This window comes from Solwaraspora sp. WMMD792 (assembly GCF_029626105.1).
In the GTDB taxonomy this organism is placed as follows: domain Bacteria; phylum Actinomycetota; class Actinomycetes; order Mycobacteriales; family Micromonosporaceae; genus Micromonospora_E.
The window spans coordinates 5,318,159-5,332,635 of record NZ_JARUBH010000009.1; the positions used below are offsets into that span (position 1 = coordinate 5,318,159).

A 14,477-nucleotide genomic window follows, 5' to 3' on the forward strand; every position below is an offset into this window, starting at 1 on the left:
GCCGTCGCCCCGCCCGGTCTCATGCCTCGCGCAACTCCTCGATCTCGTCGCCGCAGCCGACCGTCTGGCAGATCTCGGCGGTCACGTCGGCCGGCAGCATGCCGTCACGCGCGCACAGTGCCAGCAGCCGTCGGGCCGACAGGCCGAGATCGGCGAGCAGGTCGGCGTCCCCGACCGGCTCCGCGTCCGGGTCGGCGGCCGGCTCATCGTCGTCGTCCTCCTCGTCGGCCAACGCGTCGACGTCGTCGGAGTCGTCCAACGGGTCGCCGACCAGGTACCCGCCGGCGCGGGAACCGGCCGGCGCGGCAGCGGCGGCGGACATCGAGCCGCCGCCGGCACCGACCACGACCGGTTCGAGGTCCACCTCGACGGCCGGGGTACGGATGTCGCCGATCAGCAGCGCGCCCAGCCGCGACTCCTCGGCGAACGCGGCGTCCGAACTGAAGATTCGCAGATCCTCGCCCTCGTCGAGGCGCAGGATCACCAGGTAACTGTCGTCCGATTCGACGAACAGCAGTGACACCTCGGCGTCGGGGTCGACCTCACGGAGCCGGTCGACCACTTCGTCGATGTCGGCGACCCCACCGAGGTCGAGCTCGGCGCCGGACCAACCGGCCGGGCCGCGTACGGCAGCGGCAGCAAAATAGGGCACGGTCCCCCCAATGGTCCCTGCGGTCGCCGGGCGGCGCGGCATCCCCGCCGCCGTCGGTGACCGCCGATTCTGTCGTCAGAATGACGGTATCGGCTCAGGTCGGTCGTTGACCCCACAACGCCCCGAACAGTCACTGACCGGCAGGGACGGGTGCGCGACAGCGCGTCGGCGTTCGGTCAGATCAGGCGTTCGGTCAGTTGACCAGTCGGCGGGCCGCGATCAGCTCGCGCAACTGCTGCCCTCGGACCTTACGGGGCCGGACCCGTTCGCGGCCGAGCTTGGCGCCGGCAAGCTCGGCGAGGATCTGCAGTCGGCGCCGATTCCGCTCGGGATCGAGCCGGTGCCCGGTGTTGGCCATGCCGCCGAGCGTGCCGACCGCCGTCGCGTTCGTCAAGCCCGGAATTCGCCCATCGCCGGTCACCACAGTGGCCAGTCGCCGGTCGCCGCCCAGTGTGTGGCGAGCGCCACAGTCGTGATGCTCCAGCCGGCCGACATGGTGAGCGCGATGCCGGTCGCCACGCCTCGGTCGCCGACCCGGGCGAGCAGGATCGCGACGGCCCAGGCGAGTGCGCCGCAGAGCAGCGTCGACAGGGCGTACCCGCGCAGGTCCTGGCCGATCAGGCCGGTCAGCAGCAGCCACAGCGCGGTGGCCAGCGCTCCGAGCGCGACTGCTCCGGGGCGTACCGGGTGCGGCTCCCGGTAGGTCGGCCGGGACGGGGCCGGTGGCCGTGCGGGCACGGCCGGGAACATCCCCGGCGGGTACGGATGCTGGCCGTGCTGTGGACCCCAGCCGGCAACCGGCGGGTGCCAGCCGGCCGGCGCACCGGGCCAACCGGGCGGGCTGGTCGGTGCGGGTGACGGCCAGTCGATCGGGCGGTCCGGCATCTCGTCCCTCCCTCCTGCGGCCGGGGCAGCGGCCGTGACGGTCCACCGCCGTGCCAGTCAGCGTACCGACGACGGCTGCCCGATCGTGCCCTGGCTCGATGTGGCAGAGTCACCGCGTGCGAGTGGCGGTGATCGGGCTGGGGCTTATCGGCGGTTCGGCGCTGCGCGCGTTCGCCGCCGCCGGACACCGGGTTTTCGGGTACGACGCCGATCCCGCGACCCGGGCCACCGCGCGTACCGCCGCCGCGCGGGCGGCACTCGGCGCGCGCTGGCAGGTCGCCCCGACGGTACGGGACGCGGTGGCCGACGCCGATCTGGTGCTGCTGGCGGTGCCGCTGCCGGCGGTGGGTCCGGTGCTCGACGAGATCGCTGCGGTCGGCTACTCCGGGCTGGTCACCGACGTCACCTCGGTCAAGGAGCCGGTGCGGCGGCTGGTCGACCGGCGGCTGCACCGCCAGCACGACCGGACCGCCGGGTTCGTCGGCGGCCATCCGATGGCCGGTCGGGAGACCTCCGGGTTCACCTCCGCCGATCCGGAGCTGTTCACCGGCTGCGCCTGGGTGCTCTGCCTGGAGCCGCCGGTGACCTCGGTCGACGACTGGCTGACGGTGGCGACAGCGGTGACCGGGCTGGGCGCCCGGGTGGTACCGGCCACCGCCGAGGAGCACGACCGTGCCGTCGCGGCGATCAGTCACGTACCACATCTGCTCGCGACCGCGCTGGCCGCCACCGCGGTGACGGACCCGCTCGCCTGGTCGTTGGCCGCCGGGTCCTTTCGGGACGGCACCCGGGTCGCGGCCAGCCGGCCGGAGCTGGTGGCGGCGATGTGCGGTGGCAACGCCGGGGCGGTCCGGTCCGCCCTGGACGAGGTGCTCGCCACCCTGGCTGCGGCCCGGGCGGCGCTGGACGCGGAAGACCCGGTGCAGGCTCTGGTGCCGTGGCTGACCCCGGGCAGTTCGGCCCGGGGCGGCTGGCCACCACAGCCGGGCCGGCCGCTGGAGCTGCCGGCCCGGCCGGACGCGCTGCTGCGGCTGGGGCGGGCCGGCGGTTGGGTCACCGCCGTGGCCGACGACCGACGTACCGTGACGGCGGTCCGGCCGGCACCGGTCGACTGACCCGGCCCGGCTGGCCGACGGTGGGCCTGCTGTCTACCGGCGGCGGCTCAGATCTGTTCGCCCCGGTCCAGCCGGATCACCCGGCGGTCGGTGACAACGGCGGTCACCAGGTCGGCGGGCGTCACGTCGAAGGCGGGGTTGACCGCGCCGGCCCCGGCCGGCGTGGTCCGGGCAGCGGCGAAGCTGACCACCTCGGCGGATCCCCGGTCCTCGATCTCGACCTGTGCGCCGGTCGCGGTCGCCGGATCCACCGTCGTCTCGGGAGCGACCACCACGAATGGCAGTCCGGCCCGGCGGGCGCCGAGCGCATGGGCGTACGTGCCGATCTTGTTGATCGTGTCGCCGTTCGCGCAGATCCGGTCGGCACCCACGACGACCGCGTCGACCAGGCCACGGGCCATCAGGAACGGCCCGGCCCCGTCGACGGCGACCCGGAAGTCGACCCCCGCCCGGTCGAGTTCCCAGGCGGTCAGCCGGGCACCCTGCAGCAGCGGCCGGGTCTCACTGGCGATCACCGATTCCAGCCCGCCGCGCCGGTGCAGTTCGACGACGACCCCGAGCGCGGTTCCTCCGGTGACCGTGGCCAGCGCACCGGTGTTGCAGTGGGTCAGCAGCCGGCACCGGGGCGGGCAGAGCTGCCCGAGCAGGTCGGCCCCGAGCCGGGCCATCGCCACCGACGCCGCCTCCTCCTCGTCGCGCAGGGCCACCGCTTCGGCGAGTACGGCAGCCGGGCTCTCCGCGAGCCGGGCCGCCGCCCGGTCGACGCCCCGGGCGAGGTTGACCGCGGTCGGCCGGGCGGTGCGCAGCCGGTCGACGGCGTCGGCCAGCCGGTCCGGCTCGTCGTGGTGCAGCCGCGCGGCCAGCGCCACTCCGAGGGCGCCGGCAACGCCGAGCGCCGGCGCGCCGCGTACCGCCAGGGACCGGATCGCGTCGACCACCGCCTCGACGGTGGACAGCCGCAGTACGGTGGTCCGGTCCGGCAGAGCGGTCTGGTCGATGATCTCGATGGCGTCGTCGACCCAGTCGATGGTCCGCATGCGACGACCTTAGTCGGCTCCGGCCGGGCGACAGTACCGCCGAAGGGGCCTATGGTGACCGGTGTGAGCAATGCCCGGGACCCGATCGCCGACCTTCGTCGGATCGCTTTCCTGCTGGAGCGGGCCAACGAGGCGACCTACCGGGTACGCGCGTTCCGGTCCGCCGCCACGGCACTGGCCGGACTGCCCGCTGCCGAGTTGTCGCAGCGGGCTGACGCCGGCACGTTGACCGAGCTCGCCGGGGTAGGCGAGGTGACCGCCCGGTGTGTGGCCGAGTCGCTGGCCGGCGAGGAGCCGGTCTATCTGCGCCGGCTGCTCGCTACCGAGGGCACCGACCTGGACGAGGCGGCGGCGGCACTGCGCGCCGCGCTGCGCGGCGACTGCCACACCCACTCGGACTGGTCCGACGGCGGTTCGCCGATCGAGGAGATGGCGTTGGCCGCGGTCGAGCTGGGCCACGAGTACCTGGTGCTGACCGATCATTCGCCCCGGCTCACGGTCGCCCGCGGGTTGACTGCCTCCCGTCTGCGCCGCCAACTCGACCACGTCGCGGCGCTCAACGCCGCCCTGCCGGAGGGGTTCCGGATCCTCACCGGCATCGAGGTGGACATCCTGCCGGACGGCTCCCTCGACCAGTCCGACGAACTGCTCGACCGGCTCGACGTGGTGGTCGGCTCGGTGCACGCCAATCTGCGTGACGACCGGGCACGAATGACCCGGCGGATGCTGACCGCGGTCGCCAACCCCCGGCTGGACATCCTCGGTCACTGCACCGGTCGGATGGTCACGTCCCGGCCGCCGGGGGTGACCGGCCCCGGCGACCGCGGCCACCGACGGCGGTCCCGGCCGCCAAGCGACTTCGACGCCGAAGCGGTCTTTGCCGCCTGCGCCGAACACGGCAAGGCCGTCGAGATCAACTCCCGGCCGGAGCGGCAGGACCCGCCGAAGCGGCTGATCCGGCTAGCGGTCGAGACCGGCTGCCTGTTCGCCATCGACACCGACGCCCACGCGCCGGGTCAGCTCGACTGGCAGCGGTTCGGGTGCGCCCGGGCCGCGCTCTGCGGTGTCGACGCCGACCGGGTGGTCAACACCTGGTCGGCCGGGGAGCTGGTCGACTGGGCCGCCGCCCATCACTGAACCACTGTCCGGCAGCGGGCCGGAGCGGGCCGGTCGGGGCAGCCCGGTGCCCTGTGCGATGGCCACCCCGGCCAGCACGATCAGCGCCCCGACCGGCTGGTGCCAGACCAGCCGCTCGCCGAGGACCGACACCCCTGCGGCGACCGCGACGACCGGCACGACATAGGTGACGGTGGCCGCCGTACTGGCCCCGACCAGCCGGATGTTGCGCATGTGGATCACGAAGGCCAGACCGGTGCCGACCGCGCCAAGAATCAGCACGCTCACGATCACCGCCGGGGAGAGCCGGGTCGGCGTCGGCGGGGCCCCGGCGACGATCGGTGCGACGACGGCCAACTGGCCGGTGGCCAGGATCAGCTGGGTCGCGGCGAGCGCGACGCCACTGTCGGACCGGCCGGCGACAAACCGCTTCTGGTACGGGATCGTCGCGCCATAGCAGGCGGCCGCGCCGAGACACATCAACTGCCCGGCGAACTGTCCCCCGCCGACGCCCTGCCAGACCCCGAGCACCACCAGCACTCCGACGAAGCCCAACCCGGTGCCGGCCAGCCGGCGGGCCGTCATCGCCTCGGTACGGAACACCAGCGCCGCCAGCGGCAGGGCGATCAGTGGGGTGGTGGCGTTCCAGATGCCGGCGAGCAGCGACGGGATCCGCTGCTCCCCGTACCCGATGAGGGTGAACGGCAGGGCGACCCCGACCGCCGCGACGACGCACTGGTGCAGCCACAGCCACGGATCCCGGGGCAGCCGGTCGCCGACCAGTGGCAACACGATCAGCAGGGTGAGCGCGCCGGCGGCGACCCGGGCCAGGGTCACGTGGATCGGATGCAGCTCGGCGACCCCGATCTTGATCAGCAGGAAACTGGTGCCCCAGATGCCGGCGAGCAGCAGGAAGCCGGGCAGCCAGCTGGCGAGCCGCGGACCGATTGGTGGGCCGGCCGGGCCGGGTTCCTGCATGCCCGTTCCACCTTTCGGATGCGCCGGCCCCACCGACCTGCCGCGTAGGGTCATCAGCATGGGACGTGTGGATGACATCAGCAACAGCTTTGTCGAGCGGTGGGCGCGGCTGAATCCGATCGGAGCCACCTACGCCGGCATCACCGGGCACGACGACCAGCTCGACGACCTGTCACCGGACGGATACGCCGAACGCGCCGCCCTGACCCGCGAGACGTTGCGGCAGCTCGATGTCGCCGACCCGGAGTCGGAGGCCGAACGGGTGGCCCGGGACGCGATGGCGGAGCGGCTCGGCCTGGAGCTGGCCCGCTACGAGGCGGGCGAGGAGACCAGCGAGCTGAGCGTCATCACCAGCGGTCTGCACCATCTGCGCCAGGTCTTCGACCTGATGCCGACCGAGGGCACCGAGGCAGTGGCCAACATCGCCGCCCGGCTGGACAACTATCCACAGTCTCTTGACCAGGTACGGGTCACCCTGCTGGACGCGGCCCGGGCCGGGCACGCGGCCCCCCGGGCGCAGATGCTCAAGGTCGCCGACCAGTGCGACGTCTGGACCGATCCGGAAGCGGACGACTTCTTCCATGCCCTGGTCGGCCGGCTGGCCGCTCCGGCCACGCTCACCGCGGACCTGCGCCGCGCGGCCTCGGCGGCCACTGCGGCGACCATCGCGTTCGGCCAGTTCCTGCGTACCGAGCTGGCCCCGTTGGGGCGGGACACCGAGGCCGCCGGGCGGGACCGCTACGAGCTCGCCTCCCAGTACTTCCTCGGCGCGCGGATCGACCTGGACGAGACGTACGCCTGGGGCTTCTTCGAGTTGGATCGCATCGAGCAGGAGATGCGCCGGGTCGCCGCCGAGATCGCCGGGCACGGCGCCAGCATCGACGACGCGGTACGCGCCCTGGACGCCGACCCGGCGCGGACCATCGCCGGTGGTGAGGCGTTCCGCGACTGGATGCAGGCGTTGGCCGACAAGGCCGTTGAGGACCTGCACGGCTCCCATTTCGACATACCACAGCAGATCCGGCGGATCGAGTGCTGCCTCGCACCGACCAGCGACGGCGGCATCTACTACACCGGGCCGAGTGAGGACTTCTCGCGACCGGGCCGGATGTGGTGGGCGGTGCCGCACGGGCTGACCGAGTTCTCGACCTGGCGGGAGGTGACCACGGTCTACCACGAAGGGGTGCCCGGACATCATCTGCAGATCGGTCAGACGCAGGTCCGTGCCGATCTGCTCAACCGCTGGCAGCGGCTACTCTGCTGGTGTTCCGGGCACAGCGAGGGCTGGGCGCTGTACGCGGAACGGCTGATGGACGAGTTGGGCTACCTGGCCGACCCCGGTGACCGGCTCGGCATGCTGGACGGGCAGGCGCTGCGGGCGGCCCGGGTGATCGTGGACATCGGCCTGCACCTGCAGTTGACCATCCCGCCGAACTCGTTCAACTTCCATCCCGGCGAGCGGTGGACTCCGGAGCTGGCGTGGCAGTTCCTGCGGGCGCACTGCCAACTCCCGGACGAGATCCTGCGGTTCGAGCTGGACCGGTATCTCGGCTGGCCGGGGCAGGCGGCGGCGTACAAGGTCGGGGAGCGGATCTGGCTGCAGGCCCGAGCCGACGCCCAGGCCCGCAAGGGTGCCGCCTTCGACCTCAAGGAGTTCCATCAGGCAGCGCTGAACCTGGGCGTACTCGGTCTCGACCCGCTGCGGACCGCGCTGGCCCGGATCTGACCACCCGCCCGGCGGGCCACGCCGGGGGCTGGGGGCCGGCTCAGCCGAGCGCGGCCATCAGGTCCCGGCAGGCCTGCTCGCACCGACGGCAGGCCTCGGCGCAGACCTGGCAGTGCTCGTGCTCGCTGGCGTGTGCCTGGCACTCCTCGCCGCACGAACGGCATGCCTGGATGCATGCCTGCAGCATCACCCTGGTGGTGTTCGCGTCGTAGCCGGTGTGCCGGGAGAGCACCCGGCCGGTGGTGGCACAGATGTCGGCGCAGTCGAGATTGGTGCGGATGCACTTGACCAGTTCGGCGACCGTGTCCTCGCTCAGGCACGCATCAGCGCAGGCGGTGCAGGCCTGAGCGCAGTCGAAGCAGGCGTCGATGCAGTCGGCGAGTGCCTGCTGGTCGACGTGTCCCAGATCGAGCGGATAGGTTTCCAGCATCTCGGTTGCTTGCGTCATGGTGACCTCCACAGGTGTGACCGTTGAGGTCGGGTACCCGCTGCCCGGCCCGACTAACACCGCCCCGGTCAGTCGGGCAGCCGCAGTGCCGCCCAGACCGTCTTGCCGTCGGCGAATCCGGCGTACCCCCAGTCGCTGGCGAGCGCCTCGATGATGGCCAGCCCTCGACCACGGCCGGGTGCCGGCCCGGGCCGGGGCCCGGTGGCCGGTCGGGGCAGCTCGGCAGCGCGGTCGCGGACGCTGATCCGGATCGCTCCGGCCTGCCGGGTGGTGGTGACGTCCAGCTCGGTGCCGGCATGTTCGACCGCGTTACTGACCAGCTCGGAACCGATCACCATCGCCTCGTCGACCAGAGCGGTCAGGTGCCACGAGCGGCAGGCACCGCCGATCAGCCGGCGGGCCTGTCCCGGCGAGTGCGGGTGCGGGGGCAGGTACTCGTGCCACCGGTACGGGGACCTTGGTGCTGATTCGACCAGTTTGGTGGCGTCGATCACGCTGTCCTGCACACTCACCAGACCGCTGATGCTGTGCCGGGCGAGCCGGCCGGTGGGTGAGTCCGGCCGGGCACACAGGTGCACCACCGGACGGTGGCTGGCGTCGCCGCCCTGCACGATGGCGAAGACCCGCAGCCCGATCGGGCTGGCCACGGTCACCTCGTCCAGCTCGACGAGCAGCGCCAACGGCTCCTCCAGCAGGCAGCGGCGCAGCACCGGGGCGAGCCGGACCAGTTCGGTGTCGGTCAACGCGCCGGTCAGCCGGATCCGGGTGACACCGCTGGCGAAGTCACGCGCCACCAGCCAGGTGAGGGTGTTCACCCGTGGGCCCCGTTGTCCGGTCTACCACCGTAGACGGTTCCGGTGTGCTCCTGCGGCGCGATGCCCAGCAGTGGCGCGACTCCGGTTACCCGCAGCACCCGGGCGACGATCGGCTGCGGGTTGCGGACTATCAGGATCTGACCCTGACCGGCGGCCGCGTGATGCGCGTCGACCAGTTCCTTGACCGCACTCGAATCGATCAGTGTGACGGCGTCCAGGTCGACGATAATCCAGGTCGCCTGCCTCCGGTCGACCACTTGCACGGCAGCACTGAGCTCTCCGGTCGCGGTCATGTCCAGCTCGCCGGAGGCTTCGATGACGCAGTGCCCGGCTTCGGGTGACGACACCCGGATCTCGTGCATGCTGGTCTCCGTCTGGCGGGTCGCGACTCCGACCTGCGGTGGCGCCCGTAGGCCCGCGCGGCGGAGTTGGGCTGCTCGAAGCGCCCAGCCTACGCGACGCCACCCGCCTGCTGGGGACAGACCGGGAGACCGCCGATCCGGGTTAGCGGATCACCTAGTCGATCATCACACTGAGTGAGAAATCGTTGACTGAGTTTCATCTCGGTCGATACGATCCGGGCGCCGTGGGACCAGTGTTCCCAAGTTCACGAGGAGTCCCCATGCCCGTATTCACCCGCCTGCCGGAGATCGTCCCCACGCTGTTCCGCGTGGTGGTCGGTCTGCTGTTCACCCTACGCGGTGCCGCCTCGATCTTCGGGATCTTCGGCGGCTTCCGGGGCACCGGCGAGGCACTGGAGATCGGCGTCTGGCCCGGCTGGTGGGCCGCGCTGATCCAGCTCGTCGGCGGTCTGTTGGTCCTCACCGGACTCGGCACCCGGGTGGCCGCCGTCATCTGTTCCGGATCGATGGCGTACGCCTACTTCGTGGTCCATCAGCCGGACGCACTTCTCCCGCAGAACAACGGCGGCGAGCTCGCCGCGCTGTTCTGCTGGGCGTTCCTGCTGGTGGCCGCGCTGGGGCCAGGCCGGTACTCGCTCGACGCCATGTTGAGTCGACGCCGGACGGCTGCCGTTCCCGCCCCGGAGCCGGCGACCGTCTGACCACCCGGCGGTAGCCGGACCCCCGGAAAGACCGGTACGGCCCGGCGGACCTTGACTGGTCCGCCGGGCCGTACCGTTTCTCGGTGCTGCTTCTCAGGGTCGAACCGGGCGGCTCACAGCCGGGCGCACTGCCCGGACACCGGGCCCTGCACCGTGTTCACCCGGTCCTCGTCGACCGGCATCGGGCTGTTGCCCTGGCAGTGCAGCGGGCCGCGGATCGTGTTCCCCGCGACCACCACCGGCAACTCGTCGTGCTTGTTGTTGACCAGCCGGACCGGACCGGAGATGTCAGCGCCATCCAGCCGCAGACCGCCGTCACCGCCGGTCACCTCCAGCGGGCCCCGGATGGTCACCCCGGTCAGCGTCACCGCCCCGGTCGCGCGCAACAGGGCCAGCGGCCCGGAGACGCTCGTGCCGGTGAAGCTGACCGCCGCCGGACGGTTCGCGGTGAGCGGACCGTTGATCGCACCGTCGGTGGCGATCAGCGTCGCACCCGGGCGGACCGTGACCGGGCCGTTGACCGTCGCCGACTCCAGGCAGTAGGTCATCTCCGCCTTGACGATCAGCCCGCCGTCGTGCGTGCCGGTGACCGTCACGTCGCAGGTCGGTTCGGGCTGGCCGATCGCCGACCGCGACTCGGTGTCCGCGGTGATTGGCGAGTTCTCGGCGAAGTACGCGACCAGCATGGTCAGGTCGTTGTCACCGGTGGTCGAGCTGTCCGTGCCGTCGGCCAGGGTGGTGAAGTTGTCGCCACCCGCCGCCAGGAACGAGTTGACCGTGACCCGGTAGGTCCCGGTCGGCGACACCGGCTGACCGTTGAGGGTCATCGAGGTGATCCGCTCGCCCTGCGGCAACGTCGGGTCGTACGTGTAGAAGAAGCCCTCCGACACGCCGAGCCACAGCAGCGGACGCGACGCCCCGGCCGGCTGCCACTGCTCCTCCAGCACCTGCTTGACCTGGGCACCGGTGTAGGTCCGGGTGACCATGTCGTTGGCGAACGGCTGGGTCGAGAACGCCTCCGCGAAGGTGATCACCCCGTCCTCGCCGTACAACAGGTCGGCCCGCAGCCCGCCCGGGTTCATGAAGGCGATCTGCGCACCACCCCGACCCGGCTCCCGGGTTCCGGCGAGCTGAACGTCGGCGATGAAGTTGCCGAGCACCGACTCCTTGCCCCGGTCCTCGTTGCCGTTGGTGTACGCCCGGGTGATGTCGGCGGTGATCGAGCCCAGCGGCTGCTGGCCGAGCACCTCGGCGTTGGCCTTCGCCGCCGCCACGATGTCGGCGACCTCCTGGTTGACCGGCGCACCGACCACGTCGACGATCTCGACGGTGTCCGTCTCGACCGTTCCCGCCTCGACGTCCACCTGCAGCACGACCCGGCCGAGCTTCTTGCCGTAGTCCTCGGCCTGCAGCACCGGCCGGGTCTCGTCGGTGCCGGGCACCGGCACCTCGAAGGCGTACGGCTGGTGGGTGTGCCCGCTGAAGATGACGTCGATCTCCGGAACCGTCCGGGTGAACGGACCGAACACCGGGTCGCTCATCAGCGCCTCGGGCGAGTCGATGTTCTCCGTGGCCGCGCCCTCGTGGGTGAGCAGCACCACCACGTCCGCCTCGCCGTTGCTCTCGTCGCCGTCCTTGAGCGCGGTGGCGACCAGGTCGGCCTCGGCCGCCGCCGGGCGGAAGGTGATCCCGGCGATGCCGTCCGGGCTGACCATCACGGCGGTCTGCTCGGTGACCACGCCGATGTAGCCGACCCGGATCCCACCGATCTCCTGCACGTGGTACGCCGGCAGCGCCCGCTCGTCGTCGCGGTACACGTTGGCGCCCAGTTGCGGGAAGTCCGAACGGGGGATGACCCGGTCGGTCAGATCCGCCATGCCCTTGTCGAACTCGTGGTTGCCGACCGCCGTCACGTCGAGGTCGGCGGCGTTGAGCACGTCGAGGGTGGGGTTGTCGTCGTCGATCGCCGAGACGAACGTCGACGCGCCGATGTTGTCGCCGGCCGAGACGAACACCGTGTTCGGGTTGGTCGCCCGGTACTGGTCGACCAGCCCGGCCACCTGGGCCGCACCGCCGACCGGCTGCCCGTCGAGGGTACCGACGGATTCGAGCCGGCCGTGGAAGTCGTTGATCCCCAGCAGCTGCAGCTCGGTCGGACCGTCGGCGCCGGTGTCCAGCCCGATGATCATCGGGTTGTGGTCGCTGGCCCGGAACGGACCCGGGTCGAAGAAGGTCGGGAAGCCGTTGTACTGGAAGGCGTACGACTCGACCGCGTTGATCTGCCAGACGTCGGCCCCGGTGACCCGGTCGGCCAGCGACGGCGAGGCCAGCGCGTGGTCCAGCGAACCCGACTCACCGGCGAACACGTAGGTGCTGCGTCCGGTGTCGTTCAGGTTGACGTAGTCGGCGTCGTAGAGGGCCCGCATCGGGTCCTCCTGGGTGTACGAGTTGAAGTCGCCCAGCAGCAGCACCTCGTCGCTGCCGCTGTCGGCCACCAGATCGTCGACGAAGTCGGCCAGCGCGGCGGCCTGCCGGGTCCGGTCACCGTTGTACGCGCCCTGCCCGTCGCCGGCGTCGACGTTGTCGCCGGTCGGCGGCGTCGAGGTGCTCTTCGACTTGAAGTGGTTGGCCACCACGGTGAAGGTCAGCTCGTCGGCGGTGAACGTCTGCGCGATCGGCTCCCGCGCGTTGAACCAGACGCTCTCGTCGTCGACCGACCGGGACGGCCCGACCGGGGTCACCGCAGCCGGCTTGAAGATGATCGCGTTGCTGATGAAGTCCTGCTGGGCGGCGCCCGGCAGGTCCGCCGGGGAGCGGACGTAGTCCCAGGTCCCGGCCCCGTCGGCAGCGTTCAGCGCGCCGACCAGCCGGATCAGTGCCTTCTCCGGCTCGCCCGGCGCGAACCGCACCGAGTTCTCGATCTCCTGCAGTCCGACCACGTGCGCGTCCAGCGCGGTGATCGCCGAGACGATCTTCGCCTCCTGCTTGGCCAGCGCGGCCTCGTCCGCCGCGCCGCGCGCGTCGCCACCGAAGTGGACGAAGTAGTTGAGCACGTTGAAGCTGGCCACCCGGATGTCGCCACCGACCGGAGCCGGGGCGGCGGTACGCGGATTGGTCACCTTGAACGTGGTCCGCTCGGCGGCCGGGGTGTCCGCGTCGACCGGCAGGGTCGGCTGCAGCCGCCACTCGTCGAAGCCGTACGACAGCACGCTCGGCCCGAACGCCTCGACCGAGTCGCCGACCCGTAGCGGCTGGTCCGGCGAGACGTACGGCGGGGCGATGCCGGCGCTGGCCAGGTTGGTGGTCCGGGCGTCGTCGACCAGGATCCGGTTGAGCCGGTTGTCGGTGGCGAGCTGCTCGGCCTGAGCGCTGCCCGGCTGCGCCACGTCGGTCGGGATGACCGCCGGGGCGTCACCGGCGGTGAGCACGACCTCGCCGTACCGGTTGGTGTTGTAGACCTCGGCGACGGCGTAGTCGCCGACCGGGGCCACCAGCATCGACTCGACGGACTCCCGGTCGGCGGCGGCCAGCGGCAGGGTCAGCGCGACCGGGGTGGGCAGCGGGTTGTCCCGGTCACAGATCTGCACGTCGGTCCGCGCGCCGATGCTCACCTGGGTCAGTCCGAAGTACTCACCGGCGTCGCCGGTGACCCGCACCCGGTCACCGATGGCGACCCCCGGGTGGTTGGCCGGGTCGTTGGTCAGGTAGACGAAGATGCCGTCGCTGGCGGTGCCGGCGGCAGCCGTACGGGACCCGCCGGTGCCGGCGGTCTGCAGGTAGACGCCGTTGTAGCCGCCCACGCGGTGGTCGGCGACGACGATGCCCTCGACGGTGACCTCGGTGCCGGCCAGCGGCGTGCTGTCACCGGTGCCCTGCACCTCCGCGATGCTGTTCGTCACCGCGACGTCGCAGCCCAGCTCGGGGTCGGGGTCAGGGTCGGGGTCGCCGGTCCCGTTGCGGACGCCGAAGGTGTCGGCGGCGGGCTGCTGCCAGTCGCCGTCGACCTTCTGCAGCGAGTGCCCGACCGGGGTGTCGGAGGTCTCGGCGACGCCGATGTCGACACTGGTCGCACCGTCGGCCGGGCCGCCGGCCGCGGTCAGGGTGCCCTCGTAGCTGAGGAACTCGACGACGGCTCCGGCCGGGTCGACCAGGGCGACCGCGTCCGGCGACCCGTTCTGGATCCCGTTGGCGGGGTATTCGGCGACGGCGACACCGGCCGCGGCGACGGTACCGGCCAACGTACGGGTGTCGTAGACGGTGCCGTTGGATCCGTTGTAGAGAACGATCTGCCAACCGGTCAGGTCGAAGTCGACCGGGGCCTCGATCTCGATCGCCTCGCCGGTGTCGGTGCCGGCGTTGTCGTAGTGGATCTCGCTGATGAACGGGTCACCGGCGGCCGGGGCGGCCATGGCGGCGGCGCTGCCGGGCACGCTGAGCGCGCCGGCCCCCACGACCGCGGTGATGAATTTCCAGGTGGCTATGCGTCTGTGCTGGCGCATGTAGGCGTTCCTCCGGTCAGAGGGTGAGTCAAGTAAATCTAGGAGACGCGGGTTTCGAAGCACAGACGGGTCGGTGGTGACCCGCTAAACATTCGGGTCCCGTTACCCCTTCGTGACAAGGGACGGTTCGGCGACATCCCAGG

Annotated in this window: 12 protein-coding genes and 1 pseudogene; 4 read left to right on the forward strand and 9 right to left on the reverse strand. The window is 71.7% G+C overall.

The window, feature by feature from the left end; translation table 11 throughout:
* Positions 1 to 19: 19 nt before the first annotated feature.
* The 3 genes from O7629_RS24825 to O7629_RS24835 form a co-directional block, all read right to left on the reverse strand.
* Positions 20 to 652, reverse strand: coding sequence for a tRNA adenosine deaminase-associated protein (locus O7629_RS24825; protein ID WP_278172163.1), 633 nt, complete (start codon positions 650 to 652; stop codon positions 20 to 22).
* 193 nt (positions 653 to 845) lie between these two features.
* The gene (locus tag O7629_RS24830) at positions 846 to 1,046 is read right to left on the reverse strand and encodes a hypothetical protein (protein WP_278172165.1); all 201 of its coding nucleotides are present in this window, start codon (positions 1,044 to 1,046) and stop codon (positions 846 to 848) included.
* A gap of 23 nt (positions 1,047 to 1,069) precedes the next feature.
* Entirely contained in the window at positions 1,070 to 1,537 is a 468-nt protein-coding gene (locus O7629_RS24835; protein ID WP_278172166.1) for a hypothetical protein, read from the reverse strand.
* A 116-nt stretch (positions 1,538 to 1,653) separates the two neighbouring features.
* On the opposite strand from O7629_RS24835, the gene O7629_RS24840 reads away from it, so the two are divergent.
* Positions 1,654 to 2,652: a prephenate dehydrogenase/arogenate dehydrogenase family protein gene (locus O7629_RS24840; RefSeq protein ID WP_278172167.1), complete on the forward strand. Its 999-nt coding sequence runs from the start codon at positions 1,654 to 1,656 to the stop codon at positions 2,650 to 2,652.
* Positions 2,653 to 2,699: 47 nt separating this feature from the next.
* Here the strand turns inward: O7629_RS24840 and mtnA are convergent, their stop codons facing one another.
* A complete protein-coding gene (mtnA, locus tag O7629_RS24845; protein WP_278172169.1) occupies positions 2,700 to 3,689 on the reverse strand; it encodes an S-methyl-5-thioribose-1-phosphate isomerase in 990 nt (329 codons plus the stop codon).
* Positions 3,690 to 3,740: 51 nt separating this feature from the next.
* Here mtnA and O7629_RS24850 point away from each other — a divergent pair, with 51 nt between their 5' ends.
* Positions 3,741 to 4,826: a PHP domain-containing protein gene (locus tag O7629_RS24850; protein WP_278172170.1), complete on the forward strand. Its 1,086-nt coding sequence runs from the start codon at positions 3,741 to 3,743 to the stop codon at positions 4,824 to 4,826.
* Between the two features lie 48 nt (positions 4,827 to 4,874).
* Here the strand turns inward: O7629_RS24850 and O7629_RS24855 are convergent.
* Positions 4,875 to 5,783: pseudogene (locus tag O7629_RS24855) on the reverse strand (DMT family transporter); the annotation flags it as partial.
* Between the two features lie 58 nt (positions 5,784 to 5,841).
* On the opposite strand from O7629_RS24855, the gene O7629_RS24860 reads away from it, so the two are divergent.
* The gene (locus tag O7629_RS24860) at positions 5,842 to 7,509 is read left to right on the forward strand and encodes a DUF885 domain-containing protein (protein WP_278172171.1); all 1,668 of its coding nucleotides are present in this window, start codon (positions 5,842 to 5,844) and stop codon (positions 7,507 to 7,509) included.
* A gap of 40 nt (positions 7,510 to 7,549) precedes the next feature.
* Here the strand turns inward: O7629_RS24860 and O7629_RS24865 are convergent, their stop codons facing one another.
* The 3 genes from O7629_RS24865 to O7629_RS24875 all read right to left on the reverse strand — a co-directional run bounded on the left by O7629_RS24865 (position 7,550) and on the right by O7629_RS24875 (position 9,134).
* Positions 7,550 to 7,957: a four-helix bundle copper-binding protein gene (locus O7629_RS24865; RefSeq protein ID WP_278172172.1), complete on the reverse strand. Its 408-nt coding sequence runs from the start codon at positions 7,955 to 7,957 to the stop codon at positions 7,550 to 7,552.
* 68 nt (positions 7,958 to 8,025) lie between these two features.
* Positions 8,026 to 8,772 carry an ATP-binding protein gene (locus O7629_RS24870; protein WP_278172174.1) on the reverse strand — a complete coding sequence of 249 codons (747 nt, stop codon included), beginning with the start codon at positions 8,770 to 8,772 and terminating at the stop codon, positions 8,026 to 8,028.
* Positions 8,769 to 9,134, reverse strand: a complete 366-nt coding sequence (locus O7629_RS24875; RefSeq protein ID WP_278172176.1) for an STAS domain-containing protein — start codon at positions 9,132 to 9,134, stop codon at positions 8,769 to 8,771. The genes O7629_RS24870 and O7629_RS24875 overlap by 4 nt, the downstream gene beginning before the upstream one ends.
* A 260-nt stretch (positions 9,135 to 9,394) precedes the next feature.
* Between O7629_RS24875 and O7629_RS24880 the strand changes: the two genes are divergently transcribed.
* A complete protein-coding gene (locus O7629_RS24880; RefSeq protein WP_278172177.1) occupies positions 9,395 to 9,835 on the forward strand; it encodes a DoxX family protein in 441 nt (146 codons plus the stop codon).
* Positions 9,836 to 9,948: 113 nt separating this feature from the next.
* Here the strand turns inward: O7629_RS24880 and O7629_RS24885 are convergent, their stop codons facing one another.
* A complete protein-coding gene (locus O7629_RS24885) occupies positions 9,949 to 14,334 on the reverse strand; it encodes an ExeM/NucH family extracellular endonuclease (protein ID WP_278172178.1) in 4,386 nt (1,461 codons plus the stop codon).
* Between the last annotated feature and the right edge of the window lie 143 nt (positions 14,335 to 14,477).